Source organism: Actinoalloteichus hoggarensis (assembly GCF_002234535.1).
Classification (GTDB): Bacteria; Actinomycetota; Actinomycetes; order Mycobacteriales; family Pseudonocardiaceae; genus Actinoalloteichus_A; species Actinoalloteichus_A hoggarensis.
This window is the reverse complement of the sequence record NZ_CP022521.1, coordinates 362,302-377,008: the sequence shown is the minus strand read 5'-3', so window position 1 is coordinate 377,008 and position 14,707 is coordinate 362,302. Positions and strand designations below refer to the sequence as shown.

The 14,707-nt window shown below is 71.1% G+C and carries 13 protein-coding genes; 4 read left to right on the top strand and 9 right to left on the bottom strand.

The features are described from left to right. Positions 1-125: 125 nt before the first annotated feature. A complete protein-coding gene (locus AHOG_RS01700) occupies positions 126-767 on the top strand; it encodes a class I SAM-dependent methyltransferase (protein ID WP_093939793.1) in 642 nt (213 codons plus the stop codon). Positions 768-877: 110 nt separating this feature from the next. Here AHOG_RS01700 and AHOG_RS01695 read toward each other — a convergent pair whose 3' ends face one another. The 8 genes from AHOG_RS01695 to AHOG_RS01660 form a co-directional block, all read right to left on the bottom strand. Next, positions 878-1,378, bottom strand: a complete 501-nt coding sequence (locus AHOG_RS01695; protein ID WP_245856506.1) for an NUDIX hydrolase — start codon at positions 1,376-1,378, stop codon at positions 878-880. A gap of 87 nt (positions 1,379-1,465) precedes the next feature. After that, complete coding sequence (locus tag AHOG_RS01690; protein ID WP_093939792.1) at positions 1,466-2,899, bottom strand: MBOAT family O-acyltransferase; 1,434 nt, start codon at positions 2,897-2,899, stop codon at positions 1,466-1,468. A gap of 87 nt (positions 2,900-2,986) precedes the next feature. Further along, entirely contained in the window at positions 2,987-3,946 is a 960-nt protein-coding gene (rlmB, locus tag AHOG_RS01685; RefSeq protein WP_093939791.1) for a 23S rRNA (guanosine(2251)-2'-O)-methyltransferase RlmB, read from the bottom strand. Then, positions 3,946-5,376, bottom strand: a complete 1,431-nt coding sequence (cysS, locus tag AHOG_RS01680) for a cysteine--tRNA ligase (protein WP_093939790.1) — start codon at positions 5,374-5,376, stop codon at positions 3,946-3,948. The genes rlmB and cysS overlap by 1 nt, the downstream gene beginning before the upstream one ends. A 68-nt stretch (positions 5,377-5,444) precedes the next feature. Further along, on the bottom strand, positions 5,445-6,143 hold the full coding sequence (locus AHOG_RS01675) for an HAD family hydrolase (protein ID WP_093939789.1): 699 nt from the start codon (positions 6,141-6,143) through the stop codon (positions 5,445-5,447). A gap of 165 nt (positions 6,144-6,308) precedes the next feature. After that, complete coding sequence (gene ispF, locus AHOG_RS01670; protein ID WP_093939788.1) at positions 6,309-6,800, bottom strand: 2-C-methyl-D-erythritol 2,4-cyclodiphosphate synthase; 492 nt, start codon at positions 6,798-6,800, stop codon at positions 6,309-6,311. Next, the gene (gene ispD, locus AHOG_RS01665; protein WP_093939787.1) at positions 6,797-7,600 is read right to left on the bottom strand and encodes a 2-C-methyl-D-erythritol 4-phosphate cytidylyltransferase; all 804 of its coding nucleotides are present in this window, start codon (positions 7,598-7,600) and stop codon (positions 6,797-6,799) included. Before ispD ends, ispF begins: the two co-directional genes overlap by 4 nt. A 35-nt stretch (positions 7,601-7,635) precedes the next feature. Further along, positions 7,636-8,124, bottom strand: coding sequence for a CarD family transcriptional regulator (locus tag AHOG_RS01660; RefSeq protein ID WP_093939786.1), 489 nt, complete (start codon positions 8,122-8,124; stop codon positions 7,636-7,638). Positions 8,125-8,419: 295 nt separating this feature from the next. On the opposite strand from AHOG_RS01660, the gene AHOG_RS01655 reads away from it, so the two are divergent. Then, complete coding sequence (locus AHOG_RS01655) at positions 8,420-9,250, top strand: hypothetical protein (protein ID WP_157736580.1); 831 nt, start codon at positions 8,420-8,422, stop codon at positions 9,248-9,250. 274 nt (positions 9,251-9,524) lie between these two features. Then, positions 9,525-10,907: a DNA repair protein RadA gene (gene radA / locus AHOG_RS01650; protein ID WP_093944060.1), complete on the top strand. Its 1,383-nt coding sequence runs from the start codon at positions 9,525-9,527 to the stop codon at positions 10,905-10,907. A gap of 372 nt (positions 10,908-11,279) precedes the next feature. On the opposite strand, the gene AHOG_RS01645 is transcribed toward radA, so the two are convergent. Next, the gene (locus tag AHOG_RS01645) at positions 11,280-13,430 is read right to left on the bottom strand and encodes a trypsin-like serine protease (RefSeq protein ID WP_157736579.1); all 2,151 of its coding nucleotides are present in this window, start codon (positions 13,428-13,430) and stop codon (positions 11,280-11,282) included. 339 nt (positions 13,431-13,769) lie between these two features. On the opposite strand from AHOG_RS01645, the gene AHOG_RS01640 reads away from it, so the two are divergent. Then, positions 13,770-14,654 carry an HhH-GPD family protein gene (locus tag AHOG_RS01640; protein WP_093939783.1) on the top strand — a complete coding sequence of 295 codons (885 nt, stop codon included), beginning with the start codon at positions 13,770-13,772 and terminating at the stop codon, positions 14,652-14,654. The last annotated feature ends 53 nt before the right edge of the window (positions 14,655-14,707 follow it).

Sequence of the window (14,707 nt, the reverse complement as noted above, 5' to 3'; positions counted from 1 at the left end):
GGCGCGATCGCGCGAACGTCTTCTCGATCGGCCGTGGAGCATCCGCTGGACAGCGCAGTCAGACATCGAGGGCGCGCGCCGGAAATCCCGTGGCAGCGCGGGAACACGCATCCTAGAATCCACCGGTGACGAACCCCGCCGCGATATTCGACGACCTCGCCCCCGATTACGACGAGAACGGCTATCACCGCGCCCTGGCCGAGACACTCGTGGCGGCGCTGCCCCGATCCGGCCGACCCGCGACCGTCCTCGACGTGGCCACCGGCACCGGGGTAGCGGCCTTCGCCGCGCTGCGGCACCTGAAGCCAGCACGGGTCACCGCGGTCGACATCGCGGGCTCCATGATCGCCAGGGCCCGCGAGTCCGCCGCCGTCGACGACCCGACAGGCGTGATCAGCTGGCACGTCGGCCCCGGTGTGCCCGCCCCCGTCGCCGGTCAGAGTGTGGACGTGGTGCTGTGCGCCTCGTCGCTGCACTTCCTCGGCTCGGCCGCGCTCGGCGACTGGCTGCGGGTGCTGCGCCCCGGCGGACGTGCCGCCTTCACCCTGCCCGCCGCCGGGCACTTCCGCCCCTCCGGCGTGTTCGCCGAACTGGTCAGCCCCGACCTGCCGATCCCGGCCGACGAGCGACAGGCTGCCGAGGTCGCCGTCACGGCGGGCTTCACCGAGGTCGTGGCCCGCCGCCACGAGACCGGGGGCGACCATCCCAAGGCGGTGTTCCTCGTCCATGCCGTCGCCCCGGTCCAGGGCGCGTCGGAGGCGCCGTGACATCGATTCGGGCAGCCGAGGCCACGATCTCGACCGGCACGCCGGCCGTGGCAGCGGAGAGGCGATGACCGGGGTCGGACAGCGGTGAGTCCGGTCCCGGCGGCGGACGTTCAGGGTGCCGAGGTGTCCAGCAGGACGGCGCCGTCGTGTACCCGAACCGCGACTCCCGACCGCGCCATCGCATCGCCGACCCGCACGGCGTAGGCGGGGAGCATCATCCGCTCGACCTCGTCCCGCGACATCCATCGGACCTCGCGGGCCTCACCGTCGCGCGGTCCGACGGGCGGGTCCACAGGACTCGCACCGCCGGAACTCCCCACCTCGCGGGCCGTCCGGGGAGTGCAGTGGAACACCAACGCCACCACGCCCCGCCGCAGGTTCTTGTAGACCCCGGTCAGCCGGGTGACCGTGACCGCCACGCCGGTCTCCTCACGCACCTCCCGGCGAACGCCCTCCTCGAAGGTCTCGTCGAGTTCGAGCACCCCGCCGGGCGGCTCCCACCGTCCGTCGTCGGCGCGTCGGATCACGAGTATTCGGCCGTCGTCGCGGACGACGACGCCCGCGACGCTGACGGAGTGGCGGGGCAGCTCGGCCATCGAGGTCCTGTCCATCAGTCAGTTGACACCCTGGGATCCCCGGAGCGGCCGGCGTACCTCGCCGAGCGAGTCCGCCGCGGTCGGAGGTCAGGAGGGATCAGTCTAGAACTGGTAATAGAGGAACGGGCTGAACGTCCCCGTCGCCACGAGGATCGCCGCGTACCAGAGGCCGACCGTCAGCAGCGCCACCCGTAGCACCGCGGCGGGCCTGGATCGGGCCGACTCCAGATACGGGCCCGTCACCGACCTGCCCGGCAGGAAGAACACGCTCACCGCCGCCAGCAGGATCACCAGCCGCTGATTGTTCAGCGCGTCGCCCACCTCGATCGACAATCCGTCGAGATCGGGCAGCAGCATGTTGCTCAGCACGGTCCACGCCGCCGCCATGTCCGGCGACCGGAACACCACCCAGCCGATCGTGACGAGCACGGTGGTCAGAACCCTGCGCGCGATCCGACCTCCCTGGCTCGCGGGAGCACGGTCCCGGCCCGTCGCCCGCTCGAACACCAGCAGCGCGCCGTGGAACACGCCCCACAGAACGAACGTCCAGGCGGCACCGTGCCAGAAGCCGGTCAATAGGAAGATGATCCAGAGATTGCGATAGGTCTTCGCCGCGCCGTGCCGGTTGCCGCCCAGCGGAATGTAGACGTAGTCCCGGAACCAGCGGGACAGCGACATGTGCCAGCGCCGCCAGAACTCCGTGACCGTCACCGAGGAATAGGGACGGGCGAAGTTCTCCGGCAGACGGAATCCGAGCATCCGGCCTAACCCGATCGCCATGTCCGAGTAGCCGGAGAAGTCGAAGTAGAGCTGGAGCGTGTACCCGATCGCACCCAGCCAGGCGATGGCGAAGGTCATGTCCTCGGCGGGCGTGTTGAAGCAGGCATTGACCACCGGGGCCAGCGAGTCGGCGACGATCACCTTCTTCGCCAGGCCGAGGGCGAATCGAGGCAGCCCGGCGGCGATGTCGTCCAGGCGGTGACTTCGCTGCTGCGGGAGCTGGTCGGCGATCTCGCGATAGCGGATGATCGGTCCTGCCACGAGCTGCGGGAACATCGCGATATAGGTGACGAACGAGACCGGATTGCGCAGCGCGGGCCGTTCGCCTCGGTAGATGTCCACCACGTAGGAGATGTGGTGAAAGGTGTAGAACGAGATGCCGATCGGCAGCGCCAGCTCCACCACCGGCAGCTCGGCGCCGAACCAGCTCGCCAGCACGGCCGCCTGCTCGGTGGCGAAACCGGCGTACTTCCAGACGAAGAGGATCGAGAGATTGAAGGTGATCACGCCGATGAGCAGCCAGCGTTTACGCCGACGCTCCAGATCCCACTCGTCCGGTTGTAACGCGGGTGCGACGAGGTAGTTGACGACGATGCAGGCCAACAGGAGGAGCGTGGTCCCGCCCGCTCCACTGGCGTAGAACACCAGGCTCGCCACCGCGATGACGCCGTTGCGCCAACTCCGGGGTGCGATCAGCACTGCCAGCAGGATGGCAGGCATGAAGTACCACAGGAACAGCGGACTGGCGAACGACATCCTCGGCCTTATCGACGTCTGGCGAACGACTCTAACCGACCGGAAGCCGCCGGGTGCCCGAAATGGGCGACCTGGAGGACTCCGGCGTCAGGAGGCGCGCCGACGACGAGCGACTTCGGCCAACACCACGCCCGTCGCGACCGAGGCGTTCAACGACTCGACCTCCGAGGCCATCGGGATCGACACGGTCGCATCGCAGCTCTCCCGGACCAGCCGGGACAGGCCGCGCCCCTCAGAGCCGACGACGACGACCAGCGGGCCGGTGGCCAGTTCGAGTTCGTCCACCGTCATGGAGCCGTCCGCGTCGAGTCCGACGATCATCAGGCCCTGCTTGGCCCAGTCCTTCAACGTCCTGGTGAGGTTGGTGGCCTTGGCCACCGGCAGCCGCGCCGCCGTGCCCGCGCTGGTTCGCCACGCCACGGCGGTGAGCCCGGCGCTGCGCCGCTGGGGGACCACCACGCCGTCGGCCCCGAAGGCCGCGGCGGACCGGATGACCGCGCCGAGATTGCGGGGGTCGGTGACCCCGTCCAGGGCCACCAGCAGCGGTGCGCGACCCGACTCCTGTGCCGCGGCCAGCAGGTCGTCGGGATGCGCGTAGTCGAACGGCGGGACCTGCAGGCCGATGCCCTGGTGCATGGCGCCCTGCGTGATGCGGTCCAGCTCCGTGCGCGAGACCTCGAGGACCGAGATGCCCCTGTCCGTCGCGAGGCTCACGGCCTCCGCGACCCGGTCGTCCGCGTCGATGCCGGTGGCGATGTGCAACGCCGTGGCAGGCACCCCCGCGCGGAGACACTCCACCACCGGATTGCGCCCGGCGATGGTCTCCGGCGCCGCGGCCGCGGCCTTGCTCCGCTGGACGCGCTTGGCTTCCGACCGCTTCGCCATCTCGGCACGCCGATGCGCCGGGTGGTAGGGCCGGTCTTCAGCGCGGGGCGTGGGGCCCTTGCCCTCCAGCGCCTTGCGACGCTGGCCGCCCGAGCCCGTCACGGCGCCCTTCTTCGTTCCCGGCTTCCGCATCGCACCGCGCCGCTGAGAGTTGCCCGCCATCAGTTGTCGTCCTTCACAGTCCATGTCGGCCCGTCCGGACCGTCCTCGACGGCGACCCCGACGGCGAGCAGTCGATCGCGGATCGCGTCGGCACTGCTGAAGTCGCGGGCTGCCCGAGCGGTCTGCCGCTCGGCCAACAACTGTTCCACGAGATCGTCGAGCACCTGCACCGCCCGGTCCTCCGTGCTGCCCGCCGCCGTGTGCCACTCCGCACCGAGCGGGTCGAGCCCGAGGCTCGCGAGCATCCAGCGCACCAGCGCGACGTGCTCCGCCAGGCGGTCGGCCCCGTCACCGTTCGAGGCCTCGGCCAGCAGCTGATTGCCCAGGCGGACCTGGTTGTGCACGACGGCGAGCGCCTTGGGCACGTTGAGGTCGTCGTCCATCGCGGCGCTGAACTCCAGGCGGGCGGCGGCGGAGGACGATCCGGCGTCGGCCGCGGCACGGCCGTCCGAGGCGCGGACCGCCTTACGCACGAAGGCCTCGATGCGCTGATACGCCTTCGCCGCTTCGGCGAGCGCCTCGTCGCTGTACTCGAGGTTCGACCGATAGTGTGCCGAGACGAGGTAGTACCGCAGTTCGGGAGCGCGTACCCGCTCCAGCATCACGGGGATGCCGACGGTGTTGCCGAGCGACTTCGACATCTTCTCGCCGCTCATCGTCACCCAGGCGTTGTGCAGCCAGTACTCGGCGAACCCGTCGCCCGCCGCCGTCGACTGGGCCAGCTCGTTCTCGTGGTGCGGGAACACCAGGTCGGCGCCGCCACCGTGGATGTCGAACCTCGGCCCCAGGTAGTAGGTGGCCATCGCCGAGCACTCGAGATGCCAGCCGGGGCGTCCCCGCCCCCACGGCGTCTCCCAGGACGGCTCCCCCGGCTTGGCGGCCTTCCAGAGAGTGAAGTCACGCGGGTCGCGCTTGCCCGTCGCGGCGGTCTCGCCCTGCTGCATCTCGGACAGGCGCTGCCCGGACAGCTCGCCGTAGGACGGGTGGCTCGTCACCGAGAAGTAGACGTCGCCGTCCGCCGCGTAGGCGTGACCCCGGTCGATCAGCCGCCTCATCAGCTCGATCATCTGCGGCACGTGACCGGTGGCCCTCGGCGTGATCGACGGCGGGAGGCAGCCCAGCGCGTCGTAGGCGTCCTCGAAGGCGCGTTCGAACCGCGCGGCCCACTCCCACCAGGGCCTGCCCGCGTCGGCGGCCTTGGTGAGGACCTTGTCGTCGATGTCTGTGACGTTGCGCACGAGCAGCACGTCATAGCCTGCGACCATCAGCCATCGACGCAGTACGTCGAAATTGAGTCCGCTGCGCACATGACCGATATGGGGAATGCCCTGCACCGTCGCCCCACACACATAGATCGACACCACGCCGTCCTGAAGGGGACGAAATTCCCGAGTGCTTCGGGTACCGGTGTCATGCAGGTGCAGGCTCACAGCGGAAATGGTACGGAATCACCGCATGGTCGGGCGGAAAGGGTTGACGAAAGGAGTGTTCGCCGTCCTCAGGCGGGCTCGGTGCGCAGTCCGTGCCTGCGTAGCGCGGCCACCAGCGCGGCAGGCCGCTCATCGGTCCGAAGCGGCGGCACGATCTCCACCCGGCAGCCCAACTCGGCGGCGGCGCCGTCCGCCTCCGGGCTGTCGCCGATCATCAGCGCCTCCTCAGGGGCGATGCCCAGGCGATCGCAGGCGATGGCGAAGAGCCGTCGATCCGGTTTCATCGCCCCTTCCACGTAGGAGAGGACGTACTCGTCGACCAGCTCGGCGGCGTCGATACGCGCCAGCGCCGCCCGCACGTCCCAGACGATGTTGCTCACCACGGCGGTGCCGACGCCCGCGGCGCGAAGCCCGCGCAGCGCGGGCGCGGTGTCCGGGTAGGCACGCCAGTAGTCGGGATGGATCAGCCGGTGGTAAAGCGGGGTGGCCAGTTCCTCGTCGATGCCCGCGCCGGTGATGATCGCCTCGTAGACGGTCCGATGCAGGACGGGGTCGAGGTCGCGGCGCCGCCAGGCGTCGGCCAGCGACGCGGGAAGGCCCGCGCCCTCGCCCGCGGGTGCCGTGAGAGCGACGATCAACTCCGCCTCGGCGTCCTCGGACAGCGGCGATCCCACCTCGCCCGGGGTCAGCCCTCGGAACCAGGCCGGACCGGGTTCGAGCCGGAACAGGGTCCCGGAGAAGTCGAACAGCACCCCACGAATCGCCACCAGACCACCGTACGGTGCCGACCGGTACGAGAGCGAGGGTCCGCACGCGGACGGCGCCCGCCCGGGCTCGGCCGAACCGGCGTGAGCAGGCGTTCTCCCGGCGTGGTGATCCGGGGCACCGACACCGGCGCCGCCTGTCCGCAGGCGCTGCGCCGTCGGCGGAGGTCAGGACTCGGCGGTCCGGGGAACCAGCAGTGCGGTGGCCATGGCCGCGACGCCTTCGCCGCGACCGGTGAGGCCGAGTCCGTCCGTCGTCGTCGCGGTGACGCTCACCGGGCCGCCCGCGGCCTCGGACAGGACTCGCTGCGCCTCGTCACGCCTCGGTCCGATACGGGGCGCGTTGCCGATGATCTGCACGACCGCGTTGCCCAGCCGGTATCCCGCCACCTCGAACCGCCTGCGCACCTCGGTGAGCAGTTCGACGCCGTGCGCGCCCGCCCATCGAGCGGCGGAGGTGCCGAACACGGAGCCGAGATCGCCGAGCGAGGCGGCGGAGAGCATCGCGTCGCACAGGGCGTGAGCAGCGACGTCGCCATCCGAATGGCCGGTGCATCCCGCGACGCCGGGCCAGTGCAGACCCGCCAGCCAGCAGTCTCGACCCTCCTCGACGGGGTGCACGTCGGTGCCGAGCCCCACACGGGGCAGCTCGAAGGTCATCTCGGGTCTCCCGACGGACGGGTCGCGGCCCCGACGGCCTGCTCCGGGCCGACGACGGGGGTGCGGAGCGACATCCCGCCCGCAGGGTGTCCGACGAGCAGCGCGTCGGCCAACGCGAGATCGAAGGGGGTGGTGACCTTGAAGGCATGCGCATGGCCGGGCACGGTCCGCACGGGCACACCGAGCCGCTCGACCAGTCCGGCGTCGTCGGTGGCCTGCGGGACCGACGCGACCGGCGACGCCGACTCGTCGTCCGCCGCCAGGATGTCGTAGGCACGCCGCAGCACGGCGGCGGCGAAGGCCTGTGGCGTCTGGACGATGCGTAGGGCGGCTCGTTCGGGAGTGGCGACCACTCGGCCCGTCTCGTCGACCTGCTTGACGGTGTCGGAGACCGGGAGCACCGGGACGACGGCCGCCGAGCCCGCCCGCACCGCGTCGACGACCGATCGGACGACCTCGACCGGGGTGAACGCGCGCGCGGCATCGTGGACGAGGACGACGTCGGCGTCCGGCAGCGTCCGGAGGCCGGCACGCAGCGCCAGTCGCACCGAATCGCCACGTTCGGCGCCGCCCACCACCACGCTGACCCGGGCCTCGAAGCGGCGCACCGCCATCGTGACGACCTCGACCTCGGCCGCAGGTGCGGCGACCACCACGTGGTCGACACACCCCGCAGCCAGCAGGCCGTGCACGGCATGTACCAGTAACGGTTCGCCTGCCACCTCGACCAACGCCTTGGGCACCTGGGCACCCAACCGCTCGCCACGTCCGGCCGCAGGCACGACCGCGATGACACTCACTGTCAGCTACTTCTCGATTTACTCAGGGTGTTCGACTACGAAGCGGTCGCCAGGACCTCGTCGAGCAGGCTCTCGGCCTTGCCTTCGTCGGTGCCCTCGGCCAGGGCCAGTTCGCTGACCAGTATCTGTCGTGCCTTGGCCAGCATGCGCTTCTCGCCCGCGGACAGACCGCGATCCTTCTCACGCCGCCAGAGATCGCGCACCACTTCGGCAACCTTGTTCACATCGCCGGAGGCGAGCTTCTCAAGGTTGGCCTTATACCGCCGAGACCAGTTGGTCGGCTCCTCGGTGTGGGGAGCACGCAGCACCTCGAAGACCCGGTTGAGGCCCTCCTGTCCCACGACGTCCCGCACGCCGACGATCTCGGCGTTGTCCGCGGGAACGCGCACGGTGAGGTCGCCCTGCGCTACCTTCAGGACGAGATACTTCTTCTCCTCGCCCTTGATCACACGGGTCTCGATTGCTTCGATGAGAGCGGCACCGTGGTGCGGGTAGACGACGGTCTCTCCGACCTTGAAAACCATGTGTCCTCTGCCCCTTTCGCTGGTGCCATCTTAACACGCAGGACAATTCACGTCCGGCCGACCGACCAACCTTCGATGCAGGTCAGCGCCAGTGTCCGGGGTTGACAAACGGCCGAGGGCCATGCAAGGGCGTCGGCAGAAGATCCACCAGCCAGTCCATTGTGGACTAATACCTCGGACACGTCATCGGGACTTGATGTCACGGGGCCCGTCGCGGTTGGTTAGGCTGCGCAGGAGGTCACGGGCTCGGGCCCGTCACGAGCCGGTCTGGCACGGTCTACGAGGAGGACCCGCATTGGGACGCGAACAGCAGACGGTGCGGAATGGGATCGGCGCGGCGCGCTCGTCCCGGGCACGCCTTGTCCCCGCGGCGCTGGTGGCAGGGCTTGCCCTGGTGGTGAGCGGCTGCAGCGCAGGTCAGATCACACAGACCGCCCGCAAGGAGCCGGTGATCAACGGCATCAACGGCGACGTCGGGAACATGGCGGTGCGCGACGCGCAGCTCCTCTTCCCGCCCGGTGACGAGCAGTTCTACCCGGCGGGCTCCGACATCCCGCTGAGCCTGACCCTGGTCAACACCGGCACGACGACGGACCGACTGGTGGAGGTCACCAGCCCCTCGGGCCTCGTCGAGCTCGAGGGCGACACGGTGATCCCCGGTGGGACCACGGTCGTCGCGACCGTCGATCCCTCGGAGTGGGCCGACGCACAGCGCAGGCTCGCCGAGCAGGAGGAGCAGGACTCGACCAGCCCCTCCGGAACGACCGAGGCCGACGACGCGGACGACGCGGACGACACCGATACGGACGCCGACACCGAGGACGCCGACACCGAGGACGGCGACGCTGCGGGTGACGACGCAGACGGTGACGACACCGGGGGTGACGACGCCGCCGATGCCACGGCGCCGAACAGCACGCCGTCCGACCAGGCGAACCCGCAGAACCGGCTGCCGTTGGAGGACGACGTCATCACGGTGACGCTGACCGACCTGATCAACGACCTCCAGCCCGGCACCAACCTGGAGATCGTCTTCGTCTTCGAGAACGCCGGACAGGTCGCGCTCCAGGTTCCGATGGGTCCGCCGTCTCAACCACGCGCCACCCGACAGGACGACCAGCACTGAGGTTCGCCCGTCGAACCCGGCGACAACACGAGCGGCAGGCACGCCCGGCCCTCTGCGAGCACTGCGCAGGCGGGCCGGGCTGCTGCGTGGAGGGCGCCCGTGTCCGAGCGAAGCAGGCCGGCGGGGACGTGAACGTCCGATCGGGCGGTCCGCAGGCGCAGGGGCCGTGGATCGGGGCTGCGCCCGGCCGCGTACCGACGATGACGTTCCCGTACTCGGGGCGGGCCGCCGGCCCGGTGCGGTCCGTCGGAGCACCCGCCTAGTCTCCGTGATCGTGGCCCCGACGAAGAACGCGAAGCCCGCACGTCCGAGGTACCGCTGTGGCGAATGCGGTCTCGAGGTGCCCAAGTGGGTGGGTCGCTGCCCGGAATGCCAAGCGTGGGGCAGCATCACCGAGAGCGCCGCACCCGCCCGGTCCAGTCTGAGCCGAGTCGCGGCGGGTGCCCCGGCACTGCCCGCCCGACCGATCGCCGAGGTCGACGTGGAGGCCGCCAGGGCACGGCCCAGTGGCGTGCCGGAGCTCGATCGCGTGCTTGGCGGCGGCATCGTGCCCGGCGCCGTCATGCTGCTCGCGGGGGAACCCGGTGTGGGCAAGTCGACGCTGCTGCTCGAGGTCGCCCACCGCTGGGCGGCCGGGCCGGGCGGGCCGGCCCTGTACATCACCGGCGAGGAGTCGGCGGGACAGGTTCGGCTGCGGGCGGAGCGCACCGGCAACGTGCACGACGCGCTGTACGTGAGCGCCGAGAGCGACCTCTCGGCCGTGCTCGGCCACGTCGACGCGGTCCGGCCCGGCCTGCTCATCGTCGACTCCGTGCAGACCGTCCAGTCGCCCGAGGTGGAGGGCAGCCCCGGCGGCGTCACCCAGGTGCGGGCCGTGACCGTCGCGTTGACGGCGCTGGCCAAGGAACGCGGCCTCCCCGTGGTGCTGGTCGGCCACGTCACCAAGGACGGGGCGGTGGCGGGCCCGCGTGTCCTGGAGCACCTCGTGGACGTGGTCCTGCACTTCGAAGGCGATCGACACTCGACGCTGCGGATGGTCCGAGGCGTGAAGAATCGCTTCGGCGCGGCCGATGAGGTGGGCTGCTTCGAACTTCGTGACGACGGCATCGTCGGACTGGCCGACCCGTCGGGGCTCTTCCTCAATCGGCGGGAGACCGCCGTGGCGGGCACCGCCGTCACCGTCGTGGTCGAGGGGAAGCGACCGCTGTTGGCCGAGGTACAGGCCTTGGTCTCGAAGTCGACGCTGGCCATGCCCCGACGGGCCGTGAGCGGGCTCGACTCGGCGCGCGTGTCGATGGTCCTGGCCGTGCTGGAGCGACGCGGCCGGGTGCGGCTCGGCGAGTCGGACGTCTTCACCGCGACGGTCGGCGGCATGAAGGTCACCGAGCCCGCGTCGGATCTGGCGGTCGCCCTCGCCGTGGCCTCGGCCGCCAACGATCAGCCGCTGCCCCCGGACCTGGCCGTCGTCGGCGAGGTGGGGCTGGCAGGCGAGGTGCGTCCCGTGGTCGGCGCGGGCAGGCGCTTCGCCGAGGCGGCGAGGCTCGGCTTCACCAGGGCGCTGGTACCGCCGGAGTCCGGGCCGCTGCCGCCCGAGCTGCGGGCCGTGGTGGTGCCGGACCTGCGCTCCGCGCTGGCCGAGCTACGCCGGGGCCGCTGAGCCTGCGCCGCCGCACCGCGACCCGACGCGCGGGCAGTGGTCCCGGCGCCGCCTCGCGGGGACGCGAGCACGAGCGCCGGGACACGACGGCCAGGCCGCATCGCCGAGATGGTCGGACGTCTCGAGTCACGGCCCGCCGCGGCGGCGGCGCCGAGCCGGCGAACGGCCGCCGGGCGTCGACGACGCAGGCGGCGCGGCCCGGTTCGAGTCCGCGTGACGGCCGGCGGCGCGGCGATACGGTGACTCACCGGACACGCCGGGGCCAGGTGCGGCCTGCCTGGACGACGGAAGCAGAGGGCGGGGACGCCCTGCGACGGGGAGGCATGCGGCGGGCGACACCGACCGGGGCGATTCGCGGCGGTCGGCGCCGATCTAGTCGGGGTCCGTCGCGTCGGCGGGCCCCGCCAGGCGACGCCGGTGACGCAGCACGAGCACGGCCCCGATGACCAGCCCGGTGGCGCCGAGCAGGCTCGCGAACACCACGGCGGACACTCCGGTGTCGGCAAGGTCGCCGCCCGGCGGCGGGACCGAGGGGCCACCGGGTTCGGATGGCGGCGACGTCGGCGAGCCGTCGCCCGGCAGCACCGTGTATCGCACCGTGCTCGGATTGGACCGCACCTCGTCGACGACCTGCACCGCGCTCAAGGTATGTGTTCCGACCGAGAGCGGTTCGATCACCGTCACCGACCAGTCGCCCGCGCCGTCGGCGACGGAGGAGCCGACCTCCACGTCGTCGATGGTCACCGCGACCAGGGCCGACGGCTCGGCGCTGCCGAGGATCATCGGCAGCGCCTCGGTGCTCTGCGTGCCGTCCTCCGGCGAGTCGATGACCGGCTCGCCGGGGGCCACGAAGAAGCCGCTGGTCGTCGTGGCCGACTCCCACGACGAGAGATTCGGCGCGATCCATGACTGAGCGACGGTGATCTCGTAGTGCCCCAGCGGCAGCTCGCTCCGCGCGGGCAGCTCCCAACGCCCCTCGTCGTCGGCGTCGACCTGCCGGGCCGTCCCCTGGTGGGTGACGGTGACGACGGCGTTCGGTTTCGCCGTGCCGATGATCGGCAGGCTGCGGTCGGTGTGCCGCGATCCGTCCTCCGGCGAGGTGACGACCGGGACGCTCAGTTCCGGCTCGTCGCGGTCGAGGTAGGCGGGGATGCCGTCCCCGTTGTCGTCCCGGATCATGGTCGGGTCGGCGGCGAGCTCCTGGTAATCGGGGATGCCGTCGCCGTCGGTGTCGGCCGTCGTGGTGAGCAGCCGCAGTTCCGCGCCGAAGTCGCCGAGGACGTCGGTGCTCAACGGCTCGGCGAACGCGATGTCATCCTCGCCCACGGTGGAGAGGCAGCGCTGGTCGGCGGGCGTCAGCGCTCCCGCCGCGTGCAGGCCGACGGCCAGCGTCCCGGCGAGGACGGCGCCGCCGCTGTCGCCGCGCTCGGTACAGGCGTCGTACCAGAACATCCGCTGTGCCTTGACGCCGCCGTCGAAGTCATTGACCCGTACCTCGACGTTCACCTGCTGGATCTCGCCGCACTCCCATTCGGTGGTGCGGCCGGACTTGCAGACCTGCATGCCCTCGATCGGCTCGACGACTCCCTCCACCGGCAGGCTGCCGCCCTGCCAGTCGACGACCTCGGGCCGTACCGTCAGCGCCGAGTTCGTCAGTCGCACACTGGCGTAGTCGTCGCCCTCACCGCCGTCGGTGATGCTGTCCCAGACCACTCGGTCGACGGTGCCGATCTCGCTGCCGTCGGCGGCGGCACGGACGGTCTCGGCGCCGGACAGACAGTGTCCGCTGGTCAGGGCGAGCGCCCTGCCCTGGGCGTCGATCGCGTTGAAGCCGAGTGAGCAGCTGCCCACCTCGTCGCCCGAGGAGTCATGGGCGGTGATCCCTTGTCCGCCGCGCAGTTCACCGCCCTGCTGTGGGTCGGGACGCTCGGCGACGAAGTCGACGTCGACCTCGGCGCCTCGGTCGACCGGCAGCTCGGAGGCGAGCGCGCGCCCCTCGGCGGACGAGGAGAGCACTAGGGTGACGGAGCTGTTGCGGGCGCTGGTGGACAGCCCGTAGACGAGGTCGCGCCGGTCCGGGGGCAGCCCGCCGACCCACTGGCGGATGTCGGCGGCGACCTGGGTGAGCCGGGCCTCGTCGATGCCCCGGATGTGTGCCTCGGCGCCGCTCTGCCGCACCACGTCCGCGGCGCTCTGACTGGTGACCGCGACGTTCAACTTGCCGGAGGAGGCGTCGAACCATGCTCCGCCGAAGTTGTCGCCCAGCTGGGCGCGCAGTTCCTCGCTGGTCGCGGAGGCCGCCGCCGAGGCCAGCGAGTTGGCGGCGTAGGTGATGGGCTCGGTCCCGAGATCCCGTTCGATCGCGGTGCGAAGGCCCGCCGGATACTTCGACACCTGTTCGGCCGCGGACGAATCGGCTGCGTCGGACGACTGGGCGAGGCCGGACTGCGTCGCCGTCATGATCGATCCGGCAGCCAGCACCCCGGCGATCAGCACCGAGGCGACCCGTCTCGCCTGTTTCACCTGCTCCTCCAGCACCTCCCGGGCACAGCCCGACGAATGTCATCGAGACGGTATCCAGCCGACGGGGCTGTTTTTCTTAGCCAAGCGAAACGAGGCGTAACGGTGCCCTGCTCGTTAGCTACCGAATGTCACCAGATCTGCACATCGCTTCACTCCACTGCCCGAGTCGGCCGCATCGACGCAGCATGACGCCGCAGCCGCGATCACCCGGCCGGCCCACCCGGTCCGACAGCCGATGTCCGCTGCGACGGCGGGACTGGTCGACTCGGCTGAATCCGCCGCACTCCGGTCGGGGGCCATGTCGATCACCGCGGTGGAAGCTGCCAGGATCGGGGTGCGATGAAGACCAACGTGTTAGCCCCCGAGACGCTGAACGACTGGTTCGACGAGGCAGGTCGTGACCTGCCCTGGCGCCGTCCCGAGACGACGGGATGGGGCGTCCTCGTCAGCGAGATCATGCTCCAGCAGACGCCGGTCGTCAGGGTGCTACCGATCTGGTCGGAGTGGCTCGCACGGTGGCCGAAGCCTTCCGACCTGGCGGCCGCCACCGCCGCCGAGGTGCTGCGAGCCTGGGGGAAGCTCGGCTACCCGCGCCGCGCGCTGCGCCTGCATGCCGCCGCGGCGGCCATCGCGAACAAGCACGGCGACGTCGTGCCCTCCGACGTCGACACCCTGCTGGCGCTGCCCGGCATCGGCGCCTACACGGCGCGCGCGGTGGCCGCGTTCGCCTACGGCCTGCGTGCTCCCGTCGTCGACACCAACGTGCGCCGCGTCGTCGCCCGGGCCGTGCACGGATCGGCGGAGGCAGGGCCTCCGTCGACCACCCGTGATCTCGCCGACGTCGACGCGCTGCTGCCCCAGGACGACGCGGAGGCCGCTCGCTACTCGGCGGCCCTGATGGAGCTGGGCGCCCTGATCTGCACCGCGCGGACTCCGCGCTGTGTCGACTGCCCGGTGCTCGCCGACTGCGCCTGGCAGCGCGCGGGCCGGCCGGCGTACGCGGGCCCGGCCCGGCAGGCGCAGCGATTCGCGGGCACCGACCGGCAGGTGCGCGGCCTGCTTCTCGATGTTCTGCGTGCGGCACCGGGGCCGGTGGAGCGGGCCAGGCTCGACCTGGTCTGGCGTCAGGACGCGCAACGCGATCGTTGCCTGGACTCGCTGTTGGTGGACGGGTTGATGGAGCAGACCGAGGACGGCCTGTTCGCGCTGCCCGGCGAGGCCTGAGCACGCCGCCGGATCCTCGACGCCGAGTCCACGGGCGATCAAGGCGGCACCAC